The sequence below is a fragment of the Nocardia sp. CDC519 genome (assembly GCF_059509835.1).
Genome location: NZ_CM183377.1, coordinates 1,212,802 through 1,236,932 on the forward strand (window position 1 = coordinate 1,212,802; position 24,131 = coordinate 1,236,932).

Genomic DNA, 24,131 nt, shown 5'->3' on the forward strand with positions numbered 1-24,131 from the left:
GAAGACAGGTGCTGGTCGCCACCGACCTGGACCGCACCATGATCTACTCCCGCAACGCGTTCAGCACCGACGATGAGCTCGCGACGGTCTGCGTCGAACATCTCGAGGGCGCGCCGCTGTCGTACATGACGACCATCGCGGCCACTCGGATGCGCACCCTCACCCGGCCCGCCGCCGTCGTCCCCACCACCACTCGCACCATCAAGCAATTCGGTCGCATCCAATTGCCCGGCGCCCCATGGCGTTACGCGATCGCCAGCAATGGCGGCAATATCCTCGTCGACGGCGTCCCTGATATGCGCTGGCGCATCGATATCGATGCCGAAGTCCGCGCCGGCGGCGCCACCCTTTCCGCGATCAGCGCCGAACTACGCGCCCGGATCGACGACAGCTGGGTGTCGAAATTCCGCGTGGCCGATCACCTGTTCTGCTATCTCGTCGTGAAACCGAAGGCCGTGCCCGACGGCTTCCTCGCCGAATGGGATGCCTGGTGCCGCCCCCGCGGCTGGTCGGCCTCCCAGCAGGGCCGCAAGATCTACACCATGCCACTGGCGGTCTGCAAGAGCCGCGCCGTCGCCGAGGTGCGCCGCCGCCTCATCGAATCGGGCGAACTCACCGATACCGCCCTCACCCTCGCGGCGGGCGACGGAGCCCTCGACGCCGAAATGCTGCGCGCCGCCGACTCCGCCATCCGCCCCCGGCACGGCGAACTGGAACTGCTCAACTGGACCCACCCCAACCTCACCGTCACCGAATCCACCGGGATCATGGCCGGCGAGGAGATCCTGGACTGGTTCATCGACGCGGCGCCCGCGGCGGCTTAGCCGAGACCTTTCGCGATAGGTTGGCCGGGACTGCTTATTCGTCGGACAGCGATACGGAGAACCTGGATATGGGTATGGCCCGGAATGTTGTCGGTATGTCTGTGATCGTCGCGGGCGCTGCGATGATGAGCACGCTCGCGGCCGGTTCGGCGGCCGCGGAGCCGCGGGACTGTGTGGTGAATCAGTGGGCGACCGGCGCGTCGGCGCAGTGCGGGGGTGACGGCACCTACATCCTCGAGGTGGATTGTTTCGGTCTGAACCTGACATACGGCCAGCCGTTCGGGCCGTACTACAAGTCGGTCACCGGGTTCGCCGGCACCCCCGGGCAGCTGAGCCGGGACTGCATGATGCCCACCACGCTGGGCCAGATCGGGATCGTGACCGGTGCGCGGATCACCCAGGTGCCGACGCGCCCCGGTCTGCCCGACAATGCATGGGAATACGATCCGGGACGGCGCTGACAGCCGGCCGGACACCCTCACCTAAGCCGCGGTCTCTCGGCGATTGCCTGCGGTCTCGTCCCAGGTCGGATAGTCCGAGTACCCCTCGGCCGTGCGGCCGTAGAGGTGGGATTCACGGATCGGGCTCAGTGGCAGATCGCGGGCGATTCTGTCCACCAGATCCGGGTTGGAGATGAAGGCGCGGCCGAAGGAGACCAGGTCGGCGTCGGATTCGGTGAGCGCGCTCTCGGCTGCTGACGCGGTGGTCTGCGCACGGTTTTCGCCGACATTGGCGATGAAAGTCCCGTGCCACAGCGGGCGCAGGTCGGCCAGCGCCGGGTAGTCGTCGTTGTCGATGAGGTGCAGGTAGGCAAGGCCGCGGCGGTCCAACTCGGTGACCAGGGGCCGATACAGCGGCCCGGGATCGGCTTCGAGCATGCCGAACTGCGGATTGCCCGGAGACAGCCTGATCGCGGTGCGGTGGGCACCGACGGCGGCGATCACGGCGTCGGTGACCTCGAGGGCGAAACGCATGCGGTTGGGGATGGAGCCGCCGTATTCGTCATCGCGCAGGTTGGTGTTATCGGCCAGGAATTGGTGCACGAGGTAGCTGTTGGCGGCGTGGATTTCGACGCCGTCGAACCCGGCCTCGATCGCGTTGGCGGCCGCGGCGGCGTAATGCTCGACAGCGGCGGCGATATCGGCTCGGGTCATCACCGCGGGCACGACAGGATCTGCTGTGCTGCCGTCGAGCAGATGCACGTGATCGACATCGGCGACAGCCGAAGGGCCTGCCGGAAGGGTGCCGTCGATGCGTCCCAGCGGATGGCCCTTGCGGCCACCGTGCATGAGCTGGGCGAAGATCCGCCCGCCCGCCTCGTGCACGGCATCGGTGACCTTCCGCCAGGCGGCCACGTGCGCCGCGGTTTGCAGTCCGGGCACCCACGCCTCGCTCTGACCGCTGGAATGCGGCCAGATGCCCTCGGTGATGATCAGTCCGGCGTCGGCGCGTTGGGCGTAGTAGTCGGCGACATCGGTGGTCGGGGATCCGTCGGGCAGTGAACGCAGGCGCGTCATCGGCGACATCACCACGCGGTTCGGCAGGTGCAGGTTCTGGTCGCGGAATTCGGTGAGAAGCAGCATGGGCGTACCGTAGAACCTGACATCAATGTCAGGGGCAAGCCCGAACCTCGGAGGTGTGGTCATGCGCATCGGTGAACTGGCCGAACGGACCGGAGTCAGTGTCCGGTCGCTGCGCTACTACGAGACTCAGGGCCTGCTCGCCTCGACCCGCACCGGCGGCGGCCAACGCGACTACCCCGAGTCCGCGGTGGACCGGGTCATCCGCATCCAGGAAATGTTCGCCGCCGGCCTGCACAGCCGCACCATGGCCGAACTGCTGCCCTGCATCCACGACGCCGACGGCAGCCCCAACGCCACCGCGACGCCGTTCCTCGCGGAAACCCTTGCCGCCGAACGCGATCGCATCGACGCCTGCATCCGGGATCTGCACCGCACGCGGGAGGTGCTGGACGGAGTGATCCAAGCCGCGCACGGACAACGCTGAGCCGCGCACGGACAACATTGAGCCGCGCACGGACAACGCTGAGCCGCGCACGGACAACACTGAGCCGCGCACGGGGACAACGCTGAGCCGGAACCGGTCCGCTGTCCGCCGTGATTCCAGGTCACCGCATCTTCTATTCGATAGGGCCGGTCGTGGCCCCGGCCGCGGCGTATCGGCGGGCCAGCCGGGCGCATGCCTCGGCCAGTTCGGGCGGTCCGACCACCTCGATATCGGCGTCGAAATTGCCGAGGACGGCCGCAAGTCCCGTCCACGACCAGGATCCGAGGGTGACCTTGCATCGGTCCGGGCCGAGTTCCTCGACGATCCAGTCCTGGTAGTTGTGCCGCGATACGCGGGCGGCGGGCAGGTCGAGGATCACCTCGCCCCGGCAGGGCCACGCGCCAGAGGCGGAGCCGCGAAATCGGTGGGCCACGAAAGCCGATACCGACCCTTCGGGCAGTTCACGCGGTGCGAAGCGGGGCCCGGTCGGGGTGCGCGGGGTGATTCGATCGACCCGGAAGGTGCGCCAGTCGGCGCGGTCCAGGTCCCAGGCGATGAGGTACCAGCGGCCTGCGCGGGTGACGAGGTGATGGGGCTCGACCTTGCGCGGCCGGGCAGCCTCGCCCGCCTCCGTCGCGGTGACGGAAGCGTAGTCGAAACGCAGCACCTCACGGGCATGGACGGCGGCGCCGATCGCGGTCAGCACTTCGGTGTCGACCCGATCCTCCGTGCGGTTCGGCCGCGACTCGACCGCGGCGATGCGCAGGGTGTCGATCCGGTGGCGCAGCCGTGTGGGCATGACCTGCCGGACGGTGTTCAGCGCTCGTTCCGCGGCGTCCTCGATGCCGACGCCCGAGGTGGTGGCCAAACCGAGCCCGATCGCGAGCGCGATCGCCTGCTCGTCGTCGAACAACAGCGGCGGCATCTCGGTGCCTGCTTCGAGCCGGTATCCGCCGTCCGGACCCTTGGTGGTGGCGATGGGATAGCCCAGCTCACGCAGCCGATCGACATCGCGGCGCACGGTGCGCGCGCTGACCTCGAGTCGCTCGGCCAGCAGGGCACCCGGCCAGTCCCGGCGCACCTGGAGCAACGAGAGCAGGGCCAGCAGTCGCGCTGAGGTTTTCGGCATGAATGTCAGTGTGCCCGAAGTAGCGGACACATCCTGTCCGCTTCCCCTGTCATTGTTGATCCGACCGAGCAACCACACCGGAAGGATCCGCGATGACCGCCCCCACCCTCGATGCCGAACGCACCGAACTGCTCGAAGCCCTCGCCGAGGCGCGATCCGCGCTGACCAGCACCGTTCACGGACTCACCGATGCCAAGGCCGGCGAACATCCCACCGTGAGCGCCCTGTGCCTCGGCGGGCTGATCAAGCATGTCGCCTCGATGGAGGAGACCTGGATGCGCTTTGCCGTCGAAGGCCCAACGGCAATGGGTTACGACCTGCCGGACGGCGTCACCTGGGCCGATATCGCGGCAGGCACGGCGCGCGAATTCCCGCAGTGGATGATCGACCACACCAACGAATTCCAGATGCAGCCCGGCGACACCCTCGCCGATATCCTCGCCCACTACGAGCAGATCGCCGCCCGCACCGAAGAGGCCCTCGCCACCATCCCCGATCTGTCCGCGACCCACCCGCTCCCCGAAGCCCCCTGGCATGAGCCGGGAGCAGTCCGGAGCGTCCGCCGAGTACTGACCCACCTCATCGCCGAAACCGCCCAGCACGCGGGGCACGCCGACATCCTGCGCGAGACGATCGACGCGGAGACCTCCGCCTGAGGACGCAGGCGGGCAGTGTGCGGTGCTGATTCAGTACTGCTGCTGCCCCGCAAGCTGCTGCGCGACCACACCCTGGATCCGCTGCAACCCTGGCACCGTCATCCCGCTCTGCAACTGTCCCTCGATCGTGCGGACCAGCGCGGAATCGCTGATCACCTTCTCGCTCGACTGGATCAGCACCGTTCCCGCACCGGTGAAATCGAATTGGCGTTCCTCGCCGGAGTTGACGCCGAAGCGGGCGGCGCCCGCGGCGAGGAAGCTCGAGATCCAGCGGTGGTCGTAGTGGTGGCTGGGGGAGGGACAATCGGCCCAGCCGACAAGGGATTCCGGGTCCACCCGCAGTGGCGGTTCGGCGAACATCACCGGGCCGTTGGAGGAGGCCAGGAACTTGCCGGTGCCGATGAGGGTGAGGAAGCCGGGCACGATCGATTGGTTCAGCGCCAGGCCCGGTTCGAAGGCGAGCAGGTTGGCGGCGCGGATGGTGAGGTTGCCGTCGTCGAGATCGTAGGAGTTGATGTCGTAGCCGCGGTCACCGATGATCAGCTTGCCGTGCCCTTCGGCCACCACATAATCGCTGGTGAACAGCGGTGCCGAGAACTGCTGCGACACCATGTGCATCAGCGAGCCCTGGAGGCCGTGGGTCAGCAGCTGGAATTGGATCTGCCCGTAGTAGGCGATCATCGCGCCCTTGCGCATGAACCACGGCTTGTTCAGGTCGATGCAGTAGGCGTAGCTGTTTCCCGGGATGTTGTCGCTCTCACCGAGATTCATCGGGTTCAGGATCTGGCTCATGATCACAACTTCTCTTCCGAGGCCTGCACGTACACGACACCCTGCCCGGTGCACTGCAATTGCATCGCCTCACCGGATCCGCGGCCGACGGCGTCGCGCCAGCTCATCGCCGTTTTCAGTTCGGTCTGCACATTGCCGTAGGCGGCCACGAAGGCCTGTGGATCGACCACGATCGGGTTCGGCCCGCCCACCGGCAGTTCCAGGAAACCGCCGTGCGCGAGCAGCACCGCCGCACCCTGTCCGGTCAGTTGGGTGGTGAACATGCCCTGGCCGGTCATCGCGCCGGAGGCCGCGCCGCGCAGCGCGCCCATCAGACCGCCGCCACCGCCACCGCCACCGGAACTCATCACCGACACCACCGAGCTCTGCAACCCGGCCGTATGAGCAAGCAGCCGTGAGGCTTCCACCCGGAGCGCCGCACCTGGCTGCATCTGCACCACGTGCACTTCGAGCCCCGCGAAACCGTAGTGCACCTGGCCGTTGCCCTGGGCGAGCATGGTGCGTTCGTGTTCGCCCTGCATCATCCGGCCCGCCATCCGCATGATGCCGCCGCCACCCATGCCCTGGCCGCCGGGAATCTGGTGCGGGGCGAAGGAGACGTCGCCGGTGTAGAACAGCATCGCGCCCTGGCGGCCCACCACACCGCCCGCCATCCCGACGTCGACCTTGACGACCTTGCCGTTGACCTTCTCGAACATCGTGCCTACCGTTCCGCCGGCTGGATCGACACCACGCCCTGGCCATCCCAGCGCAACGAGAACGCCTCGCCCGCATCCTGTCCGACGACGGTGCGCCAGGAGACATCGGTGACGAATGACTGATTGAGGTTGCCGCGCGCGGCGACGAACGCGTCCGGATCCACCACCAGCGGGAACTGCGGTGTCACCTCGAGATGGATGAGCGGCCCGCCCGCCGACAGCAACGCCACCTGGCCCTGGCCCGACACCGTGGTGGTGAACAGGCCCTGCCCGGCGGAAGCGCCGTGCAGTCCGGCGAAGCGCACATCGGTGCGCAGGTTGCCGCAGAAGGCGAGCAGCTGCTGCGATTCCACTTGCAGCGTCTCGTTGTTCAGGTTCACCACCGAGACGTTCTGGCCGTTGACGGCGAAGAACACCCGGCCGTGACCGCCGCATTCCATCAGCGAGAGCTTCTCGCCGGTCGCCCGCCGCTTCAGGCCGGCGATCACGCCATCGCCACCACCGAATCCGGCGGATTTGAACTGGACGTTGCCTTCATAGGCGATCATCGACCCGGAAATCGCGCGCAGACTCGTGCCCGCGAGATGAGCCTCGATCACCTTCTTCGACTGTTCGAACAGTTGCGCCATAAGGGGAGTTGTGCCTGTCGTGTGGAGTCGGGAACACGGGCATCCCCCCATGCTCCATATGCGTCGCCGTCACACTAATCGACGATGGCGCCCGCGGCAGATGTCAGCCCGGGCGTAAGCGCTGCGAACGCATCCGAGCCGTGGTATCCACCTTTCTCGTAGAGTGGCTTCCGTACGCACCGACAAGCGAAGGGTCGAACTTGTCCGCAACACTCGCCAAGGGTCAGAACGGCCCGCTGTCCGGCAACGATGTGGTGATCTCCATTCAGCTGACGGCGCAGGCGGATCTGTCCGCGCTCCTGGTCACCGAGCAGGGCAAGGTGCGCTCCGACGCCGACTTCGTGTTCTTCAATCAGCCCAGCGGTCCTGGGGTGAACCTGGTACCCGGCCCGCCGGGGCAGCCGGCCTCGCTCGCGGTGTCGCTGAACGCGGTGCCCGCCGATATCGACCAGATCCGCGCCGTCATCACCCTCGACGACGCCACCAGCAATTTCGGCCGCTATCCGGCGCCGACGGCGATCGTGTCGGACGCCTCCGGCACCCCGCTCTACGAGTACCGCATCGAGGGTCTCGACACCGAGTCGATCGTCATCGCGCTCGAGCTCTACCGCCGTCAGGGTGCGTGGAAGGTGCGCGCGGTCGGCCAGGGTTACGCCGGTGGCTTCGCGGCGCTGGTCACCGACCACGGGGTGACCGTCGACGATTCGCCGCCTCCGCCGCCCGCCGCCGCGCCGCAGCCCGCCCCGGCCCCGCCGCCGCCCGCGCAGCCCGCGTACCCGACCCAGCCGCCGCCGGCCGCGCCCCCGCAGGGCGGTTACCCGGCGCCCCCGCCGCCGACCGCGCCCTACCCGCCGCAGGGTGGCGGTTATCCGCCCCCGCCGGGCCCGGGTGCCGGCTACCCGCCGCCCGGTGCCCCGGTCCCGCCCCCGCCTACGCAGCCGCAGGGCGAGATCAGCCTGAGCAAGGACCGTCCGGTCAGCTTGCAGAAGGGCCAGCGGGTCACCCTGCGCAAAGAGGGCGGGTCCGCGCTCACCTTCGTCAAGATGGGTCTCGGCTGGGATCCGGTGCGCAGCCGCGGCATGTTCGGCAACCGCACGGTCGATATCGACCTCGACGCCTCGGTGGTCATGTTCGCCGACCATCAGCCCGCCGATGTCGCCTATTACGGCCAGCTCAGCTCCAAGGACGGCTCGGTGCGCCATCAGGGCGACAACCTCACCGGTGAGGGCGAGGGCGACGACGAGATGATCCTGGTGGATCTGACTCGCATCCCCGCCCACATCAGCACGCTGTTCTTCATCGTCACCTCCTACAAGGGTCACACCTTCGAGCAGGTGCAGAACGCCTTCTGCCGGTTGATCGACGGCGGCAACAACGCCGAACTGGCCCGCTACACCCTGGCCGGCGGCATGCCGTTCACCGCGATGGCGATGGCGAAGGTCTATCGGGCCGGCGGGGATTGGAAGATGCAGGCGCTCGGCGAAGGTTTCCAGGCCAAACATCCCGGGGAGGCAGTACCGCAGCTCGGCCGTTTCCTCGCCGCCGGCTGAGGGACGACGGGGGAAGTGGACGTGCGGCAACTGACGGCGGGGCAGAACGTTCCCCTGACCGCCCAGACGGTGCGGTTCGGCGTGCACGCCGATGCGGCACTGGATATTTCGGCGCTGGTGGTGAACGACGATCTGCGGGTGCGCGCCGCCGCCGATGTCGTCACCGGTGATCGGACGACGACGGCGGGAGTGCACCTCGGCGAGGACGGCGTCACCGTCTCCCTCGCCGAGGTCCGGGCCGACGCGCAGGCGGTCCTGCTGGTCGTGGCGGGCCGGTCGGCGGAACTGGGCAAGGTCGTTGCCGAGCTGTCCGAAAATGGCTCCGTCACGGTCGAATTCGCGATCGCGCCGGCCGCCGGTGAGCGCGCGCTGATCTGCCTGGAGGTGTACCGGCGTCAAGGCGCGTGGAAGGTGCGCGCGCTCGGCCAAGGCTATGCGGGCGGTCTGCCGGAACTGTTGCAGGCGCACGGTGCGGCCGGGATGGCGCCCGCCGCCGCCCCGCGGGCGGACACGTACGCGATGTCCGCACCCGCGCAATCCGGCGGCAGCCCGCTCGAGGTGGGCCACGGTCTGGAACGGCTGTGGATGATCTTCGAGGATGCCGCGCGATCGGCGGCGGCCCTGATCTCGGCCCGCGACTACGCGGCCAAACGGCTCGATCAGGAGCTGTCCGAAGCGGTCTCGGATCCGGCAACCAGGAACACCCCCGCCGCCGACGCCGCCCGCGCCGCCGCCCAGCGCCGCCACGACGAACTCAACGCCACCGCCGAGGCGAACCATCGCCGCGACAGCGAGCAGCTGGTGCGGGAACTGGCCGAGGCCGATCAGGCGCTGCCGCCCGCGCTGGCGTCGTGGGAATCGCAGGCGTGGGATCGCGCCCCCGCACCCGCCGACGGCATCCGGCTCGGCGAGCTCTACACCATCGACCGTGGGCCGCTGCGTATTCCGTACTGTGTGCCGGTCCCGCTGAACCGTCCGCTGTGGATCGATGCCGAATCCTCCGCGGCGGTCGCGCCGATCGTCGGCGCACTGCTGGCCCGGCTCGTCGCGGCGGCCCCGCAGCGCACCACCGTCGTCGACGTCATCGACCTCACCAGCGCGTTCACCGGCCTCACCGGCCTGCTCGGGCCCGTGCTCGGCGGCCCGCCGGTCACCCACCACACCGATATCTCGGCCCGGCTGAAGACGCTCGCCGACGCCGCCGAGCTCGCCGAAATGGCCTACAACAGCGGTGCGGGCACCCCGCCCACCGAGCATCGGGTGCTGGTGGCGGCCGATTTCCCGCACGGCTATCAGGCCACCGACGTGCAGCGGCTCGGTTCGCTGCTCATGCGCGGCGACCTGATCGGGCTGTCCACCGTGATCATCGGCAGCAATGAATCCGATTCCGACGACACCCTGGTCGCGACGTTATCGCAGGCCTGCCGTCACCTGCCGACGATCCCGGGCACCCCACTGTTCGATCCGTGGACCGGCAGCGCCTGGGAACTCGATCTGGATCTGCTGCCGCAGGAACCCGAACGGCAGGCCCGTATTCTGCGCGCTCGCTGAGAACCGCCCACGCGATGTCAGCGCGTGGGTACCCGGCCTTCCCGTGGCCGCAACCGTTCCGGTAGCCACGGCAGCAGCGGATCGGTGGTGTGGTCGAGTGGGCCGCCGACCGGATCGTCGACGAAATCGCGGCGCACCAGATCCTCCTCGGGCCGGTAGATCTGGCGCACGATCAGCGCGCACACGATGATCACCGCGATATCGCGCAGCAGCACGGTGCCGGTGAACCACTGCTCCGGCAGGCCTTTACGATCCAGGCCGAGGTAGTAGAACATGCGCGGCACCCAGACCAGCGCGTCGATCGTCATCCAGGCCAGCAGGATCCGTCGATGCGGCAGCGCGAGCACCGCGAGCGGCACCAGCCACAGCGAATACTGCGGGCTCCACACCTTGTTCGTCAGCAGGAAGGCGGCGATCACCAGGAAGCACAGCTGCGCCAGGCGCGGCCTGCGTGGGGCGGTCAGGCCGATATAGGCGATGAGCAGGCAGGCGATGACGAACAGCGTCAGCGACACCAGATTGAGGATGGCGGGCTGCTCGCTGTGCTCGAGCACACCGTCGAAGCCGGGCCAGCCGGTGAACGAGGTGATGACGTTGTAGATCGAATCCGGATCCGCGTGCCGGGTGGTGTTGAGCCGGAAGAACTCCCGCCAGCCGGTCGGATACAGCACCGCGATCGGGAGATTCACGATCACCCAGGTGCCCGCGGCGGCGCCGGCGGTGAGCCAGGCCGCACCGAGCGGGCGAGTACCCAGAATCCGCACCCGATGGGGGATCTCGCGGATCCACTCCCGCGCCGCGGGCAGGCCGTCGATCTCGTTCAATCGGATCTTGATGTGCGCGCTCGGCGTGCGGTGCATCGGGTCGGCGCGCAGGCACAGCACCAGGATCGGGCCGAGCAGCAGCAGCGGATACAGTTTCGCCGCACCGCCCAAGCCGAGCAGCACGCCGGCCAGCACCGGTTTCTTGCGCGCCCAGGCCAGCAGGCCGGTCGCGGCGAAAGCCGTCGCCAGGGCATCGAAATTGGTGAAACCGTGCACGATCACCAGCGGTGAGCAGGCGACGAGGGCGGCGTCCCAGATCCGCCGGCCCGCCAGCAGCGCCGTCGCCCACACGGTGACCAGCCAGGCCAGCGCGAGACCGACCGCGATGACATTGAAGTAGACGACCACCTGCAGCGCGCCCGGCAGCGGACCGGCGTCCCAGCTCTTGGCGATCTGCATCGACACGTACTGATAGAGCCCCGACAGCACCGGATACTCCATGTACCGGGTTTCGGTACCGCCGTCCGGCGTCTCCTCGGTCCAGGACTTCTTGTACGGGAACGCGCCCTCGTTGAGCCGTTCCGCGCCGTAGAGCGGGACGGTGTCCGAATAGCACATGGCCGTGTACTGGCGGCCGTCGTTCCAGTCCAGGGTGAGGCCGCCGCCCGCGGCTTCGGTCTGCTGGATGCACGCGGCCTTGGTGCCCCAGCCGAGCGCGAGGAACAGCACCGTGAACAGGAACAGCACCCGCATCGGCGTCCAGAACCGGGTGCGGCCGATCAGGGCGTGATCACCGACCGGGCCGCCGATCACCGTGCACAGCTGCGCCGTCAGGGAGTCGTTGCGGCTCGGCCGGTCTCGGGCGTCGGCCGACCGGAGATCGGGAGCGAGCGGAGCCGGGGACTCGTATCGCGGGCTGCCGGGCTGCTCGGCCGACGGGCCGGTGTGCGCGTTCCCGTTGGTCGGCTCGCCCACCAGTCGCTGATCGGTCACGGCACCCGAGGCTACCGGGAGCGGCCGGGCGGAGCTCCGCTCGTCCCCCCGGAATCCTCGGCACCCTGGCCGCCGCCGGTGCCACCGCCGCCGGAGTCCTCGCCGCTATCGGAACTGTCCTCGCTCGATTGCCCCTGGCCGGTGGACGGTGATCCATCGGCCGGTGCGGTCGGCTGCCCCGGCAGCGGCCCGGAGTTCGACGGCTGCTGCGGCTGTGGCCGCACCTGCGCCTGCGGATTCGGTTGTACGCCCGGTACCGGGATGGTGATGCCGGGCAGAATCTCCACCTGGCTCGGGGTGATCACCACCGGCGGCTGGAACGGCGGCGCCTCCGTGGTGGACGGCGCGGTATACGGCGCGGTCCACTCCGGCACACCCGCCTGGCCCTTGATCGGCGCGGGCTTGGGGAAGGTCTCCTTCGGCGTGCCCTCGAGCGCGCCGTCCATGGTGTCCTTCCAGATGTCGGACGGCAGGCTGGAGCCGTAGATCATCGCGCCGCCGTAATTGCGCAGCGGCTCACCCTGTTCGGTGCCGACCCAGACCGCGGTGGACAGCGACGGCGTGTAGCCGACCATCCAGGCGTCCTTGTTCTCGCCGGTATCGCCGAGCTGGGCGGTGCCGGTCTTGGCGGCCGATTCCCGGCCGCCGGCCAGGCCGTGGTTGCGGGAGTAGGCGGCGATCGGCTTCATCGCCGCGGTGACGTTGTCGGCCACGGCCTCCGAGACGCGCTGTTCGCCCGCGACCTCGCCACGGTCGAGCAGCACCTCACCGTCGGCGGTCACCACCCGCTGGATGAAGTGCGGGGCGTGGTACTTGCCCGAGGCCGCGAGAGTGGCGTAGGCGGAGGCCATATCGAGCACCCTGGCCTGGTACTGGCCGAGCACGATGCCGTTGTTCGGACCCGAACCATCCGGCTCGGTCAGCGTCTTGCCGACGCCGGGGATCTCCTCAGGGATGCCCAGCTTGTGCGCCATATCGGCGATCTTCTGCGGGCCGTTCTGCATATCCAGCTGCATGCGGTAGAAGCTGGTGTTCAGCGAACGCTTGAGCGCCTCGGCGATGGTGCACATGCCGCAGGATTCGCCCTCGACGTTGCTGATCTTGATGCCGTGCACGGTGAGCGGCGAGCTGTCGTACATCTGCGACAGCGGGATGCCCATCTCCAGGTTCTGTGCCAGGCCGAACACCTTGAACGACGAACCGGTCTGCAGACCCGCGTTGGCGAAGTCGTAGCCCTGGCCGTCCTTGCCGCCGTAGTAGGCCCGCACCGCACCGGATTTCGGATCGATCGACACCACGGCGGTGCGCAGCTTCTCCGGCTCGCCCTGCAGGTTCTCGGCGACCGCGTCGAGCGCGGCCTGCTGTGCCTTGGGGTCGATGGTCGTGGTGATCTGCAGACCCGCGGTGTTGAGCTGCTGCTCACTGATGCCCGCGGCCGACAGCTCACGCAGCACCTGCTGTTTGATCAGGCCCTCGGGGCCGTCGTCGTTGGCCTTATCGCCGAGCGAGGACAGCGGCCGCACCGCCGGGTACTGCATCGACTTGCGTTCGGCGGCGGGCAGATTGCCCTCCGAGACCATGCCGTCGAGCACGTAGTTCCAGCGCGCCTTCGCGCCCTCGGGGTTCTGCTCCGGATCCAGCGAGGAGGGCAGCTGGATGGTGGCCGCGAGCACCGCGCCCTCGGCCACGGTCAGATCCTGCACCGGCTTGTCGAAGTAGGCCTTGGCGGCAGCGTCGATGCCGTAGGCGCCGCGGCCGAAGTAGATGGTGTTGAGGTAGGCGGCGAGGATCTCGTCCTTGCTCCACTGCCGCGCCATCTTCGCCGAGATCACCAGCTCTTTGAGCTTGCGGTTGAGTGAGCGTTCGTCACCGACCAGCGCGTTCTTCACGTACTGCTGGGTGATGGTCGAGCCACCGCCCGCGCTCTCCTTGCCGAGCAGGTTGTCGCGCGCGGCGCGGGCGAAACCGGACACCGAGAAGCCGGGGTTGGTGTAGAAATCCCGGTCCTCGGCCGCGGTGACCGCGTTGCGGACATGCGGCGGCACCTGGTCGATGGTGACCTCGGTGCGGTTGCCCTCCGGCGGAACCACCTTGCTGATCTCGGTGGTGCCGTCGGCGGCGTAGATCGTCGCCACCTGATTGGTTTTGAGATCGCCCGGCTGGGGAACGGAAACCGTGGAGTAGGCGATCAAGAACACGGTGCTCGGCACCACGATCGCCAAGGCGATCAGAACATAGATGGTGCGGCGCACGATTCGCCACGGCGATTTCTTCTTGGCGCGGGGCCTGCGTCCGCCGGGACCATCGGGGCCGTCGCCGTCGCCACCACCACGCCGCGGCGGTGGGCCCGACGGCGGGCCGGAACGCGATTGTGCCCGGCGTTCACCGGTAGTCGAAGCGCCCGCGGCAGCGCCGGCGACGGGCCTGCGCGCGGCCGGGCGCGGGCCCGTGCTCGAGGCCTTGCGGTCGCGCTGGGACACCGCCTCCGACAGCGAGGCCGGGCGGCTGATCTTCTGCGTCGACTGGGCCGACGGCGGCTTGGCGCCCTCGCCCGGCCGGGCGATCTTCTGGGTCGACTGCGAAGAGTTGGGCGCCGGATTCGGGCCGGGCCTGCCCTGCGGCGCGCGACCGGGGGGCGGGGCACCCTGCGGCCCCCGGCCCGGCGGCGGGCCAGGACGATGCGGCGGCTGTGGGCCGCGCGGATTACCGGGCGGCGGACCGCCCTGCGGTCCACGGCCACCCTGCGGAGCCGGCCGTCCGTTCGGGCCGGGACGCGGACCGTTCGGGCCCGGCCGTGGGCCGTTCGGGCCTGGCATCGGCGCACCGGGGCGCGGTCCGCCCATACCCGGGCGGGGCCCGCTCACCTGCGGACGCGGACCACCCGGAGCGCCGGGCCGCCCGGGCGGCGGCCCCATCGGACGTGGGTTCGGGCCTGGTTGTGGGCTGCGCTGCGTGCGGGCGTTCGGGTCATCGCCGTGAGGGCTCTCGTAGGGCGAATTCACTGACAAGATCTCCAAAGCTCGTATCGGTCTGGGTGGCTCGGGGCCGGGCAGGTCGCGATGGACCGGGCTCGGCCCTCTAAGTCACCCGACGGGCAGATGACCAGGTGTTTCATTCGGCAGCGGTCCGCCGGTTGGCTCGGGTTCCGGAGCGTCGTCGCGGCGGAACCGGTGTGGTGCCGAGCACATAGGACTGCACCAGATGATTCCAGCTGCAGGTCCGGCACACCTCGACCACATGGACCGAGAACTCCTCGCGCGTCTCGGCGAGACGGAGCAGTTCCTCCGGGGTGCGGGCCGAGCCCGCTACCGGGCCGAGGCCGTCGCCGTAGACCCAGGATACGAGGGTGAGCTGTTCTTTCCGGCAGATAGGGCATGTGACCTCGCTCCCCCGACCGTGGAATTTCGCCGCACGCAGCAGATATGGATTCGCATCACACACCTCGGCGACATCGACACGGCCCGCATAGACGTCAGCCAGCAGCGACCGGCGCCGTAGCGCATAGTCGACCACTTGCCGCTGAATTCGCACGCTCCCCAGAGTAGCCGTGTCCAATTCGTTGCGCTGGCGCCCGGCGTGTTCGGTGGCCGGGGACGGATACGTCCGCACTGGCGCATCTGCGACACCGATATCTGCTGGTCTGCCCGCTGATCAGCGCCGGACCCGCCGTCGTCCGGGCGAATCGCGTGCTGACACGCCCGGGTCGACGTGATGGACGAATCGCCGCGACTCCAGCGCATGACTATCCGACCGAACGACGCGGAGGTTCGGCGGGCGGCCCGCGGCCGCCGATCGGCCGGACCGGCGACGACGAAACCGCACGTCGCACGGTGAAACAGGACAGCGAAATGGGCACATGTCCGATTAGACTGCGTTCGTGTCGACGCCAGTTCCCGGTCGGATGCGCGCACGTGATCTCGACCGATCCCACACCGCGAGTGTGCTCGACGCCGCCTATGCGGAGGGCCAGCTCGGCGCCGACGAATATCACGACCGGGTTGCGCAGGCCAGGGCCGCGACAACGATGGGCGAGCTGTCCGCGCTGGTGGATGATCTGCAAACGCCGTCAGCGGTGCCGGCACCCGGCCCACGGTCCCCCGCCCCGAGAACCGCGCGTCCGGTAACGGCCTACCCGTCGTCCACCAGAGCTCGCACCGCCGATCGCGCCGCCGCCGCCGAACTGCTCGACCTGGCCCGCACCGAAGGCCAGCTCACCGAAGACGAGCACCGCGCCCACTCCGATCTGCTCGCCGAGGCGAAAACCCTCGGTGATCTGGCCGAACTCACCGCCGACCTGCAAGGCCCGCGCCGCACCCCGGCGCCACCGCGGCGGGCGCAGCCCACCCGTCAGGGCGGCTACCTGGCCGCACTCACCGCGGCCGCACTGCTCGTCGCCTTCGGTGCCTTCGCGCTGACCGGCCGCGCGGACGACCCCGCACCGGCCGAAACGCCGGTGGCCGCCGCCCCGGGCGACGGAGCACCCGAGGCCGAGCTTCCGGTACCGCGCGCCGACCTCGATGACGTCGACCCCATCGTCATCAAGACTCCGAATCTGCTCACCGGCGAGGGCCTGGCCCACTTCATCGCCGACTACCGCGCCGAATTCGGCGACACCCTCGCCGACGAGATCTCCCTGTACCCCGACCACGGCGACGTCGACCGCGCCGTGCCGGGACAGCCCAACCGTCAGGTGTCCTACGACTACCGTGGCGGCTTCCAGCGGCCGAGCGATCCGACCACCCGCAAGGTCGACACCCCGACGGTCGATCTCGGCGTCCTCGATACCGCCGCGATCGGCGCCGCGCTGGCGAACGCCGCGACGATCGCGCAGGTGCCCGACGGCAAGGTCTCGCACCTGTCGGTCGAGATCCACAGCTTCCCGCCGAACGAGGGCCGCATGGTCGTGGCCGTCTATGTCGGCAACGAATTCCGCGAGTCCGGCCATTTCATCCTCGGCCCGGCCGGCGAGGTCCTGCGCGTATGGCCGTTCGAGGGGTAGGCCCGTGATGACGAGAAACGACCGGCTCAGGGCCCGTGACGCCGACCGTGTCGAGGCGTGCGCGCTGATCGACGCGGCCTTGCAGGACGGGCAGCTCACCGAGGACGAGCACGCCGCGCGGACCCGCGCGGCAATGCGCGCCACATCCTTCGGCGAGCTCAGCGGCCTGGTCCGCGATCTGCAGGTGCCGGGCGATCTCGCCGGTTCGGCGGTGTTGCAGCACGACCGCCGGAAACGCCGCTGGTGGATTCCGGTCGCGGTGCTCGCGGTGGCCGCGGTGATCGGCGCGACGGCGGGCATCCTGCGCCCGGAGGAGGGCGGGGGCCCACTGGCCGTCGTCGATGCGGAGCAGGTCGAGGAGGGCGAGCCCGCGGCGCTGCCCAGTCTGGTCACCGGTTCCGGGTTCGCTCTGTTCGTGGACAGCTATCGACGCGAGTTCGGCGACGCCATCGTCGACACCGTCACGGTCATGCCCGAGTTCGTGGTGGTCCAGCGGCTGGAGGCGGGCCGTCCGGTGATGTACCGGTTCGATGCCGAAGGTTTCCAGACGAGCGGTTCCTCGACGGTGAGCTGGGCGAACGGCCGCCCCATCGATCTGGGGGCCATCGACCTGACCGCGCTGGCCGGGATTCTGCGCGGTGCGCCGGAGTCGGTGCGCCTGCCCGCCGGCGCGGTGCAGCATCTCGGTATCGGCTACGAACTGAGTGCCCCGGCCGATGCGGGGCCGGGGCATCGACATCTTCGTCGAGGACGATGACGACCGGACCGGACACATGACCGTCGATCTCGCCGGTAAGCCGCTGGAGATCTTCCCGGCGGATTGAGCTGTCACGGCCGGGCAGCCGCCGGTCCGGACTGCCGCTCGTCGGTGACCTGAGCAGCTGCCGGCCAGTGATCTGAGCTGTCGCGGGTCGCAGCCCCGAGCTGCCAATGGCCGGCGGGGGCGCTGCCGCCCGGCCGGTGATCCGAGCCGCCAATGAACGGTGACGTGTTTCGGCGCCGATGCGAACGCCTTTTGGCTGCCAGCGCGGCGAGCGTGGTGACCCGAGCTGGTCCAACACCGCCCCCACCTGCGCAAATGCGTAATACATCACTAACAACTATGCGTGGTTATATCGCTCCGATATAGTTGGTAATCGCATCCATCGGTTAGGTCTGCACACAGTCAGGGGGTGAAGCCCGATGCTCGAACTCGCAATCCTCGGGCTGCTCCTCGAATCGCCCATGCACGGTTACGAGCTGCGTAAGCGGCTGACGGGCCTGCTCGGCGCGTTTCGGGCCTTCTCCTACGGGTCGCTCTATCCGACACTGCGCCGAATGCAGGCGGACGGGCTGCTCGCGGAGGAGATCCCGGCCGGTGCGACCACACGTCGCGCCCGGCGGGTCTACCAGCTGACTCCGGCCGGACGGGAGCGCTTCAACGAGCTCCTTGCCGACACCGGACCGCAGAACTACACCGACGACGGCTTCGGCGTTCATCTGGCCTTTTTCAGCCGCACCCCCGCGGAAGCGCGGATGCGGATCCTCGAGGGCAGGCGGCGTCAGGTCGAGGAGCGCCGAGAGGGGCTACGGGAGGCGATCAAGAAGGCGAGTGGCTCGCTGGATCGCTACACCCGCCAGCTCCATCAACTCGGACTCGAATCAAGCGAGCGCGAAGTGCGCTGGCTCAACGAGTTGATTGCGGCGGAGCAATCGACGAAGGCGGCACCACAGAAAGAGGGAAATACCGGCCATGAGTGATGTCAAAGCTGCTGAGAGCGCCCCAGAGGTTCGCGTCGCCATCGTAGGTGTGGGCAACTGCGCATCCTCGCTGGTCCAGGGCGTTCAGTACTACAAGGACGCGGACGAGACCGCGACCGTTCCCGGTCTGATGCACGTCAAGTTCGGTCAGTACCACGTGCGCGACGTGAAGTTCGTCGCCGCGTTCGACGTCGACGCGAAGAAGGTCGGCTTCGACCTGTCCGAGGCGATCTTCGCTTCCGAGAACAACACCATCAAGATCTCCGACGTGCCGCCCAGCGACGTCGTCGTGCAGCGCGGCCCGACCCTCGACGGCATCGGCAAGTACTACGCGCAGACGATCGAGCTGTCCGAGGCCGAGCCGGTCGACGTGGTCAAGGCGCTCAAGGACGCCAAGGTCGACGTCCTGGTCTCCTACCTGCCGGTGGGTTCGGAAGAGGCCGACAAGTTCTACGCGCAGTGCGCCATCGACGCGGGCGTGGCCTTCGTCAACGCGCTGCCGGTGTTCATCGCCTCCGACCCGGAGTGGGCCGAGAAGTTCACCAAGGCCGGCGTCCCGATCGTCGGCGACGACATCAAGAGCCAGGTCGGTGCCACCATCACCCACCGCGTGATGGCCAAGCTGTTCGAAGACCGCGGCGTGCAGCTCGACCGCACCATGCAGCTCAACGTCGGCGGCAACATGGACTTCAAGAACATGCTCGAGCGTGAGCGCCTGGAGTCGAAGAAGATCTCCAAGACCCAGGCCGTCACCAGCAACCTGAAGAAGGAGCTCGGCGCCAACGACGTGCACATCGGCCCGTCCGATCACGTCGGCTGGCTCGACGACCGCAAGTGGGCCTACGTGCGCCTGGAAGGCCGCGCCTTCGGCGACGTGCCGCTGAACCTGGAGTACAAGCTCGAGGTGTGGGACTCGCCGAACTCGGCGGGCATCATCATCGACGCGGTGCGCGCGGCCAAGATCGCCAAGGACCGCGGCATCGGCGGCCCGGTCATCCCGGCGTCGGCGTACCTGATGAAGTCCCCGCCGCAGCAGCTGGCCGACGACGTCGCCCGCGAGCAGCTGGAAGCGTTCATCATCAACGCCTGATCCACCCCGGGTCGAAACGGCGGAAAGCCGGTCGAAGTGAATGCTTCGACCGGCTTCCTCGTATTCGTGCTCAGTCGAGCGAGACGTACACCTCCACCGAGGTGGGCCCGGTGTAGCGCTCGATCTCGGCCGCGTGTGAGCGGGTGATGGTGCCGGCGCTTTCGGCCTTGCGCACCTGCGCCCAGGCCGTGCGCAGCAGGTCGTAGGGCTTGTCGGAGACGACGAACTTGGCGTACCGGCCGCTCGGCACGCGGGTGACCACATCGCCCGCGTCCATCTCGTCCATCGACGACACCTCGTAGCCGAGCACCGCCACCGCGTGATCGTTCTGGCCGATGTAGGCCGCGACCCGTGGCACGTTCTTCTCCCTGGCCAGGTACCGGTCCCAGGTGAAGTTCACCAGGTCCAGGTCGCGGGCGGCGACCTCGCGGCCGGCCAGCGGCACGGTGAGCCCGGCGACCAGGCTTTCGTCCAGGGTGACTATCTCGAAGTCCACAGCGTTGTTCCTACCCGTCCACCGAATCGTCTGCCAGCGCCACGAAGACCTCGACCGTCCGGTTGTCGGGGTAGCGCTCGAAATCGCCTGTGTAGGAACGCTCCAGCCGGCCCGCGGCCTCGGCGTCCCAGATCGCGCGCCATACCGTCACCACGGTGTCGCCGAGATCGTCACCGCTGAGGGTGAACCGGGCGAACTTGCCTGCCGGGATCCGGGCGAGTACGTCACCGGGTAGCAGGTCATCGAGACTGCGGCAGCGGTAGCCGACGATATGGGTCAGATACGAGTTGATCTCGGGCGCGTGGTCGACGAACGCGCTCGCCGGCGGACCGGGTAGCGCACGCGCCAGATTGCGCTTCCACGCTTCTTCCACCTTGGTGCGCCGCGGCCCCTCCACAGCCAGTGCCGGGCTGCGGAGCACGGTTCCCGCCACCAATGTCTCTTGGCGGTCAACGACATTGAAATCCACCGGCGTAGCCCCTATTTCTCGTCTGTCGTTCAGTTGGCGGCACGCGCCGGGCCCTCCGCTCGTGCCGCGGTGTTCGTTTCGGCGGCGCTCCCCGGCTGCTGCGTGGCACGCGGGCTACCGCCTGCGGGCCGCTGCTCGCGCCGCTGTCGTGTCGCTCGTCGCTTATCCTTCCGCATCGATCCGGCGGCGTCGGCGTCGGCCCGGTGCCGCTGCCGCACGGTCACGCTCTCACCCTGGCAAACGATGCTGACATGGGTTGCGTTCCCCCGGCGTCATCCCGGCACCGGAATCACGATTCCCGGCAGGATCTCCACCTGCCGCGGCGGGGGCGGCGGCGGTGGTGGCGGGGGTGCCGGCGGGAAGATGACGATGGGTTCCTGCGGTTCGGGCTGTGGGGCCTGCGGGGCGGGCGGGAAGATGATCTCCGGTCCGCGCGGCTGCTCGCCGGGTGGCGGGTTCAGGATGTCGTAGGGCCCGCCGGAGGGCTGGGGTGGACCGGCCGGAATGATCGGCTGCCCGGACCCGCCTTCGGGAACCGGGAAGTTCTCTGCCGGTGTGCCTTCCAGCGCGCCGTCCATGGTCTGCTTCCAGATGTCGGCGGGCAGGCCGGAACCGTAGATGCGGGCGCCGCCCGCGGTGCGGATCGCCTGCGAGTGTTCGGTTCCCACCCACACCGCCGTCGACAGCGACGGCGTGAAACCGACCATCCAGGCGTCCTTGTTCTCGCCGGTGTCGCCCAGCTGGGTGGTGCCGGTTTTGGCCGCCGATGGCCTGCCGTCGAGGGCGTGCCCGTTGGAGTAGGCGGCGATCGGCAGCATGGCCTGGGTGGTGCGGTCGGCGATGGCCGCGGGGAAGCGCTGTTCACCGGGTGGCAGCTGCTGGCCCACCTGATGTTCCGGGGCGCCGCGATCGAGCAGCACCCGGCCGGTGCCGGTCACCACCCGCTGCACGAAATACGGCTGGTGATACCTGCCGGAGGCGGCGATGGTCGCGTACGCCGAGGCCATATCGATCGGGCGCACCTGGTACACGCCGAGCACGATGGACGGCGCGGGCGGCCCGCCGTTCTCACTCAGCGAGCGGCCGGGCACCCCGGGAATCTCCTCCGGGATCCCGGCCTGATGCGCGGCGTCGGCGATGGCCTGCGGACCGTTGAACATCGACTGGGTGAGCCGGTAGAAGCTGGTGTTGAGGGACCGTTTGAACGCCTCGGCCAGCGAGCAGGTGCCGCATGACTCGTTGTCCACGTTGCGCACGAGCACGTCGTTGACCTGCACCGGTGAACTGTCGAACTGCTTGGCCATGGAGATGCCCTGACGCTGGGCCGCCAGTACCGCGAAGGTCTTGAACGCCGAACCGGTCTGCACCGGGGCCTGCGCGAAATCGAATCCGACACCGTCGGCGCCGCCGTAATAGGCCCGCACCGCGCCCGTGCGCGGATCGATCGAGACCACCGCGGTGCGCAGTTCGGGCGGCTGGCCTTCCATCGCGCTCTGCGCCGCGGCCACCGCCGCCTGCTGCGCCTTGGGGTCGATGGTGGTGGTGATCTGCAGGGCACCGGTATTGAGTTCGTGTTCGGAGATGCCCGCCGCGCGCAGTTCGCGCAGCACCTGGGTGCGGATCAGGCCCTCGGGCCCGCGCGCGGCACCGTCGTCGGCGACGTCGGTGATCGGGATGATCGGCGGGAAGGTCGCGGTCTCGCGGTCGGCCCGGTTCAGCACGCCCATCTCGACCATGCCGTCGAGCACATACCGCCAGCGCGCCTTCAGATCCTCGAGATGGGTTTCCGGATCCAGGATCGACGGTGAGCGGACCAGCGCGGCCAGCACCGCGCCCTCGGCCAGGGTGAGCTCCGGGACCGGCTTGTTGAAGTACGCCTTCGCCGCCGCCGCGATGCCGTAGGCGCCGCGCCCGTAGTAGATGGTGTTGAGGTAGGCGGCGAGGATGTCGTCTTTGCTCCATTCGCGGGCCATCTTGGCCGCGATCACCAGCTCGCGCATCTTCCGGGTGACGGTGCGCTCGGAGTCGAGGAAGGCGTTCTTCACATACTGCTGGGTGATGGTCGAACCACCGCCGGCGTTCTCCTTGCCGAGCAGGTTGTCCCTGGCTGCGCGGAGGAAGGCGGGGATCGAGTAGCCGGGGTTGGTGTAGAAATTGCGGTCCTCGGCCGAGAGCATCGCATTGCGCACATGCACCGGGACCTCGGCGAGCGGGACCGGTGTGCGGTTGCCCTCGGGCGGGACGACCTTCGCGATCACCGTGGTGCCGTCGGCGGCGGTGATGGTGGCGATCTGGTTGGTGCGCATCGCCGACGGCGAGGGGATCTCGGCACTCCAGTAGAACAGCGCCATCAGTAGCGCGGGCACGGCGATGAAGATGACGAACAGCGCGAGGATCAGCCTGCGGATCCGGCTACCACGGGTGCGCGGTCTTCGATCCGGGCCCTCCGGCTCGCGTCCGGACCTCCTGCCGGTGGAACCACCGTCCTCCGATTTTCCGGCGCGCGGGTCGAATCCGCTGATCGAGGCGTACTCCGGCTCCGGAGATCGGCCACCGCGGAGCCGGTCACGAAACGAGCTCACGATCATCTCCTCCCGGAGCGTCGGTAAAACTCGGCTACCCCACCGTCTGATCACACATCGTCACCGATCCACACCCGCCTGGGTACCGGAAACGGGCACAGACTTACCCCGCCGATCATAGCTGGACGATAGCTAGCCCAGTGTTTGCTGGCCCGGTGCGGGACGCGCGCCGCGTCGGCCAGTGCTTGATGACGACCGGTTCCCGCGCCAGAGCTCGCGATGAACGGCCGAGCGGGCCGGGTGCCGAGCGGAGAGCCAGGCACCGCCGCCCTCAGCTCTTGACGCCACCAGCGGTCAGACCGGAGATGATCCGCCGCTGGAACAGCAGCACCATGATCACCAGCGGAATCGTCACCAGCGTGCCCGCCGCCATGATCGAGGCGTACGGCTGGACCAGCGGGTTGTTGCCGGAGAAACCGGCGATCGCGACCGTCACCGGCTTGGTCGACTCACTGGAGAGCAGCCGCGCGAGCAGGTACTCGTTGACCGCGGCGATGAACGCCAGGATCGCGGTGGTGAACACCGCCGGCGCCGCCAGTGGCAGCATCACCAGCCGGAACGCCTGCAGTTTGGTGGCGCCGTCGATGCGGGCGGCCTCCTCGAGCTCCCACGGCAGTTCGGCGAAGAAGGCGGCGAGGATGTAGACCGTCATCGGCAGCACGAAGGAGATGTTCGGGATGATCATCGCCTGGTACTTGCCGATCCAGCCCAGATCGGTGAACAGCTGGAACAGCGGGGTGACCAGCACGACCACCGGGAACATCGACGCGCTCAGGATCAGCCCCGACACCAGGTACTTGCCGCGGAAGGTCAGCCGCGCCAGCGCGTAGGCGGCCAGCACGCCGAGCAGCAGCGCGATGACGGTGGTGATGGAGCCGATGATGACGCTGTTCACCATCGCCTGACCGAAGTCGTTGCCGCGGCTGGTGTCGAAGACGTCGCGGAAGTTCTCCAGTGTCAGATGCGTGGGCCACGGCGTGTTGTCGAAGGTGTAGCGCGGGTCGCGGAACGCGGTGACCGCCATCCAGTAGAACGGGCCGAGCCCCCACACCAGCACGATCAACGCGCCGATGTAGAGCCGCGCCGAGCCGAGCCTGCGGGTCCACGGCACGTTCCTGGTGACGGGCGCGGCGGGCTTCTCTTTCGTCATCGTGGTCGCGGC

22 protein-coding genes are annotated in these 24,131 nt (G+C 68.7%); 10 read left to right on the top strand and 12 right to left on the bottom strand.

Features of this window, described 5'->3' with window-relative positions; genetic code table 11:
- The first annotated feature begins 38 nt into the window (after window positions 1-38).
- Together AC5W7N_RS05350 and AC5W7N_RS05355 are read left to right on the top strand one after the other, a co-directional pair.
- Window positions 39-824, top strand: a complete 786-nt coding sequence (locus AC5W7N_RS05350) for an HAD family hydrolase (RefSeq protein WP_495924038.1) — start codon at window positions 39-41, stop codon at window positions 822-824.
- A gap of 95 nt (window positions 825-919) precedes the next feature.
- Window positions 920-1,285, top strand: a complete 366-nt coding sequence (locus AC5W7N_RS05355; protein ID WP_495923357.1) for a hypothetical protein — start codon at window positions 920-922, stop codon at window positions 1,283-1,285.
- 21 nt (window positions 1,286-1,306) lie between these two features.
- Here AC5W7N_RS05355 and AC5W7N_RS05360 read toward each other — a convergent pair whose 3' ends face one another.
- On the bottom strand, window positions 1,307-2,407 hold the full coding sequence (locus AC5W7N_RS05360; protein WP_194990193.1) for an alkene reductase: 1,101 nt from the start codon (window positions 2,405-2,407) through the stop codon (window positions 1,307-1,309).
- Between the two features lie 61 nt (window positions 2,408-2,468).
- Here AC5W7N_RS05360 and AC5W7N_RS05365 point away from each other — a divergent pair, with 61 nt between their 5' ends.
- On the top strand, window positions 2,469-2,831 hold the full coding sequence (locus tag AC5W7N_RS05365; protein ID WP_163813437.1) for a MerR family transcriptional regulator: 363 nt from the start codon (window positions 2,469-2,471) through the stop codon (window positions 2,829-2,831).
- Between the two features lie 133 nt (window positions 2,832-2,964).
- On the opposite strand, the gene AC5W7N_RS05370 is transcribed toward AC5W7N_RS05365, so the two are convergent.
- The gene (locus tag AC5W7N_RS05370) at window positions 2,965-3,960 is read right to left on the bottom strand and encodes a helix-turn-helix transcriptional regulator (protein WP_495923358.1); all 996 of its coding nucleotides are present in this window, start codon (window positions 3,958-3,960) and stop codon (window positions 2,965-2,967) included.
- A 92-nt stretch (window positions 3,961-4,052) separates the two neighbouring features.
- On the opposite strand from AC5W7N_RS05370, the gene AC5W7N_RS05375 reads away from it, so the two are divergent.
- Window positions 4,053-4,616 carry a DinB family protein gene (locus AC5W7N_RS05375; protein ID WP_163813439.1) on the top strand — a complete coding sequence of 188 codons (564 nt, stop codon included), beginning with the start codon at window positions 4,053-4,055 and terminating at the stop codon, window positions 4,614-4,616.
- A 30-nt stretch (window positions 4,617-4,646) separates the two neighbouring features.
- Here AC5W7N_RS05375 and AC5W7N_RS05380 read toward each other — a convergent pair whose 3' ends face one another.
- Genes AC5W7N_RS05380 through AC5W7N_RS05390 form a run of 3 tightly spaced genes read right to left on the bottom strand, consistent with a single transcriptional unit; the run spans window position 4,647 to window position 6,735 of the window.
- On the bottom strand, window positions 4,647-5,408 hold the full coding sequence (locus tag AC5W7N_RS05380) for an AIM24 family protein (RefSeq protein WP_163813440.1): 762 nt from the start codon (window positions 5,406-5,408) through the stop codon (window positions 4,647-4,649).
- A 2-nt stretch (window positions 5,409-5,410) separates the two neighbouring features.
- Entirely contained in the window at window positions 5,411-6,106 is a 696-nt protein-coding gene (locus tag AC5W7N_RS05385) for an AIM24 family protein (RefSeq protein WP_495923359.1), read from the bottom strand.
- A gap of 5 nt (window positions 6,107-6,111) precedes the next feature.
- A complete protein-coding gene (locus tag AC5W7N_RS05390) occupies window positions 6,112-6,735 on the bottom strand; it encodes an AIM24 family protein (protein WP_014353637.1) in 624 nt (207 codons plus the stop codon).
- 200 nt (window positions 6,736-6,935) lie between these two features.
- Between AC5W7N_RS05390 and AC5W7N_RS05395 the strand changes: the two genes are divergently transcribed.
- Both AC5W7N_RS05395 and AC5W7N_RS05400 read left to right on the top strand, forming a co-directional pair.
- Entirely contained in the window at window positions 6,936-8,285 is a 1,350-nt protein-coding gene (locus AC5W7N_RS05395) for a TerD family protein (RefSeq protein WP_195006869.1), read from the top strand.
- 21 nt (window positions 8,286-8,306) lie between these two features.
- Window positions 8,307-9,836, top strand: coding sequence for a TerD family protein (locus AC5W7N_RS05400; protein ID WP_495923360.1), 1,530 nt, complete (start codon window positions 8,307-8,309; stop codon window positions 9,834-9,836).
- 17 nt (window positions 9,837-9,853) lie between these two features.
- Here the strand turns inward: AC5W7N_RS05400 and AC5W7N_RS05405 are convergent, their stop codons facing one another.
- From AC5W7N_RS05405 to AC5W7N_RS05415, 3 genes are all read right to left on the bottom strand, one after another.
- Window positions 9,854-11,593: a glycosyltransferase family 87 protein gene (locus AC5W7N_RS05405; protein WP_495923361.1), complete on the bottom strand. Its 1,740-nt coding sequence runs from the start codon at window positions 11,591-11,593 to the stop codon at window positions 9,854-9,856.
- 11 nt (window positions 11,594-11,604) lie between these two features.
- Window positions 11,605-14,409 (bottom strand): transglycosylase domain-containing protein, encoded by a 2,805-nt coding sequence (locus tag AC5W7N_RS05410; protein ID WP_495923362.1) that lies wholly within the window; start codon window positions 14,407-14,409, stop codon window positions 11,605-11,607.
- A 295-nt stretch (window positions 14,410-14,704) separates the two neighbouring features.
- Window positions 14,705-15,106, bottom strand: a complete 402-nt coding sequence (locus AC5W7N_RS05415) for a DUF5318 family protein (protein ID WP_014353632.1) — start codon at window positions 15,104-15,106, stop codon at window positions 14,705-14,707.
- A 364-nt stretch (window positions 15,107-15,470) separates the two neighbouring features.
- Between AC5W7N_RS05415 and AC5W7N_RS05420 the strand changes: the two genes are divergently transcribed.
- From AC5W7N_RS05420 to AC5W7N_RS05435, 4 genes are all read left to right on the top strand, one after another.
- The gene (locus AC5W7N_RS05420) at window positions 15,471-16,592 is read left to right on the top strand and encodes a DUF1707 SHOCT-like domain-containing protein (RefSeq protein WP_495923363.1); all 1,122 of its coding nucleotides are present in this window, start codon (window positions 15,471-15,473) and stop codon (window positions 16,590-16,592) included.
- A gap of 7 nt (window positions 16,593-16,599) precedes the next feature.
- Window positions 16,600-17,349 carry a DUF1707 SHOCT-like domain-containing protein gene (locus AC5W7N_RS05425; RefSeq protein ID WP_495923364.1) on the top strand — a complete coding sequence of 250 codons (750 nt, stop codon included), beginning with the start codon at window positions 16,600-16,602 and terminating at the stop codon, window positions 17,347-17,349.
- Window positions 17,350-17,774: 425 nt separating this feature from the next.
- The gene (locus AC5W7N_RS05430; RefSeq protein WP_014353629.1) at window positions 17,775-18,332 is read left to right on the top strand and encodes a PadR family transcriptional regulator; all 558 of its coding nucleotides are present in this window, start codon (window positions 17,775-17,777) and stop codon (window positions 18,330-18,332) included.
- A complete protein-coding gene (locus tag AC5W7N_RS05435; RefSeq protein WP_163816438.1) occupies window positions 18,325-19,422 on the top strand; it encodes an inositol-3-phosphate synthase in 1,098 nt (365 codons plus the stop codon). Before AC5W7N_RS05430 ends, AC5W7N_RS05435 begins: the two co-directional genes overlap by 8 nt.
- 70 nt (window positions 19,423-19,492) lie before the next feature.
- Here AC5W7N_RS05435 and AC5W7N_RS05440 read toward each other — a convergent pair whose 3' ends face one another.
- The 4 genes from AC5W7N_RS05440 to AC5W7N_RS05455 all read right to left on the bottom strand — a co-directional run bounded on the left by AC5W7N_RS05440 (window position 19,493) and on the right by AC5W7N_RS05455 (window position 24,119).
- Window positions 19,493-19,918 carry a GyrI-like domain-containing protein gene (locus AC5W7N_RS05440; protein ID WP_195020295.1) on the bottom strand — a complete coding sequence of 142 codons (426 nt, stop codon included), beginning with the start codon at window positions 19,916-19,918 and terminating at the stop codon, window positions 19,493-19,495.
- A 10-nt stretch (window positions 19,919-19,928) separates the two neighbouring features.
- Window positions 19,929-20,387, bottom strand: coding sequence for a GyrI-like domain-containing protein (locus AC5W7N_RS05445; RefSeq protein WP_036541500.1), 459 nt, complete (start codon window positions 20,385-20,387; stop codon window positions 19,929-19,931).
- Between the two features lie 272 nt (window positions 20,388-20,659).
- Window positions 20,660-22,975, bottom strand: coding sequence for a transglycosylase domain-containing protein (locus AC5W7N_RS05450; protein ID WP_495923365.1), 2,316 nt, complete (start codon window positions 22,973-22,975; stop codon window positions 20,660-20,662).
- A gap of 265 nt (window positions 22,976-23,240) precedes the next feature.
- Complete coding sequence (locus tag AC5W7N_RS05455; RefSeq protein ID WP_194992825.1) at window positions 23,241-24,119, bottom strand: carbohydrate ABC transporter permease; 879 nt, start codon at window positions 24,117-24,119, stop codon at window positions 23,241-23,243.
- Window positions 24,120-24,131: the final 12 nt, after the last annotated feature.

What these genes read in the sequence shown, in the direction of transcription:
- AC5W7N_RS05350 (WP_495924038.1), top strand. Translation starts at nt 39, where the DNA reads ATGATCTACTCCCGCAACGCGTTCAGCACCGACGATGAGCTCGCGACG.
- AC5W7N_RS05355 (WP_495923357.1), top strand. Translation starts at nt 920, where the DNA reads ATGTCTGTGATCGTCGCGGGCGCTGCGATGATGAGCACGCTCGCGGCC.
- AC5W7N_RS05360 (WP_194990193.1), bottom strand. Translation starts at nt 2,407, where the DNA reads ATGCTGCTTCTCACCGAATTCCGCGACCAGAACCTGCACCTGCCGAAC.
- AC5W7N_RS05365 (WP_163813437.1), top strand. Translation starts at nt 2,469, where the DNA reads ATGCGCATCGGTGAACTGGCCGAACGGACCGGAGTCAGTGTCCGGTCG.
- AC5W7N_RS05370 (WP_495923358.1), bottom strand. Translation starts at nt 3,960, where the DNA reads ATGCCGAAAACCTCAGCGCGACTGCTGGCCCTGCTCTCGTTGCTCCAG.
- AC5W7N_RS05375 (WP_163813439.1), top strand. Translation starts at nt 4,053, where the DNA reads ATGACCGCCCCCACCCTCGATGCCGAACGCACCGAACTGCTCGAAGCC.
- AC5W7N_RS05380 (WP_163813440.1), bottom strand. Translation starts at nt 5,408, where the DNA reads ATGAGCCAGATCCTGAACCCGATGAATCTCGGTGAGAGCGACAACATC.
- AC5W7N_RS05385 (WP_495923359.1), bottom strand. Translation starts at nt 6,106, where the DNA reads ATGTTCGAGAAGGTCAACGGCAAGGTCGTCAAGGTCGACGTCGGGATG.
- AC5W7N_RS05390 (WP_014353637.1), bottom strand. Translation starts at nt 6,735, where the DNA reads ATGGCGCAACTGTTCGAACAGTCGAAGAAGGTGATCGAGGCTCATCTC.
- AC5W7N_RS05410 (WP_495923362.1), bottom strand. Translation starts at nt 14,409, where the DNA reads ATGCCAGGCCCGAACGGCCCACGGCCGGGCCCGAACGGTCCGCGTCCC.
- AC5W7N_RS05425 (WP_495923364.1), top strand. Translation starts at nt 16,600, where the DNA reads ATGACGAGAAACGACCGGCTCAGGGCCCGTGACGCCGACCGTGTCGAG.
- AC5W7N_RS05430 (WP_014353629.1), top strand. Translation starts at nt 17,775, where the DNA reads ATGCTCGAACTCGCAATCCTCGGGCTGCTCCTCGAATCGCCCATGCAC.
- AC5W7N_RS05435 (WP_163816438.1), top strand. Translation starts at nt 18,325, where the DNA reads ATGAGTGATGTCAAAGCTGCTGAGAGCGCCCCAGAGGTTCGCGTCGCC.
- AC5W7N_RS05450 (WP_495923365.1), bottom strand. Translation starts at nt 22,975, where the DNA reads ATGATCGTGAGCTCGTTTCGTGACCGGCTCCGCGGTGGCCGATCTCCG.
- AC5W7N_RS05455 (WP_194992825.1), bottom strand. Translation starts at nt 24,119, where the DNA reads ATGACGAAAGAGAAGCCCGCCGCGCCCGTCACCAGGAACGTGCCGTGG.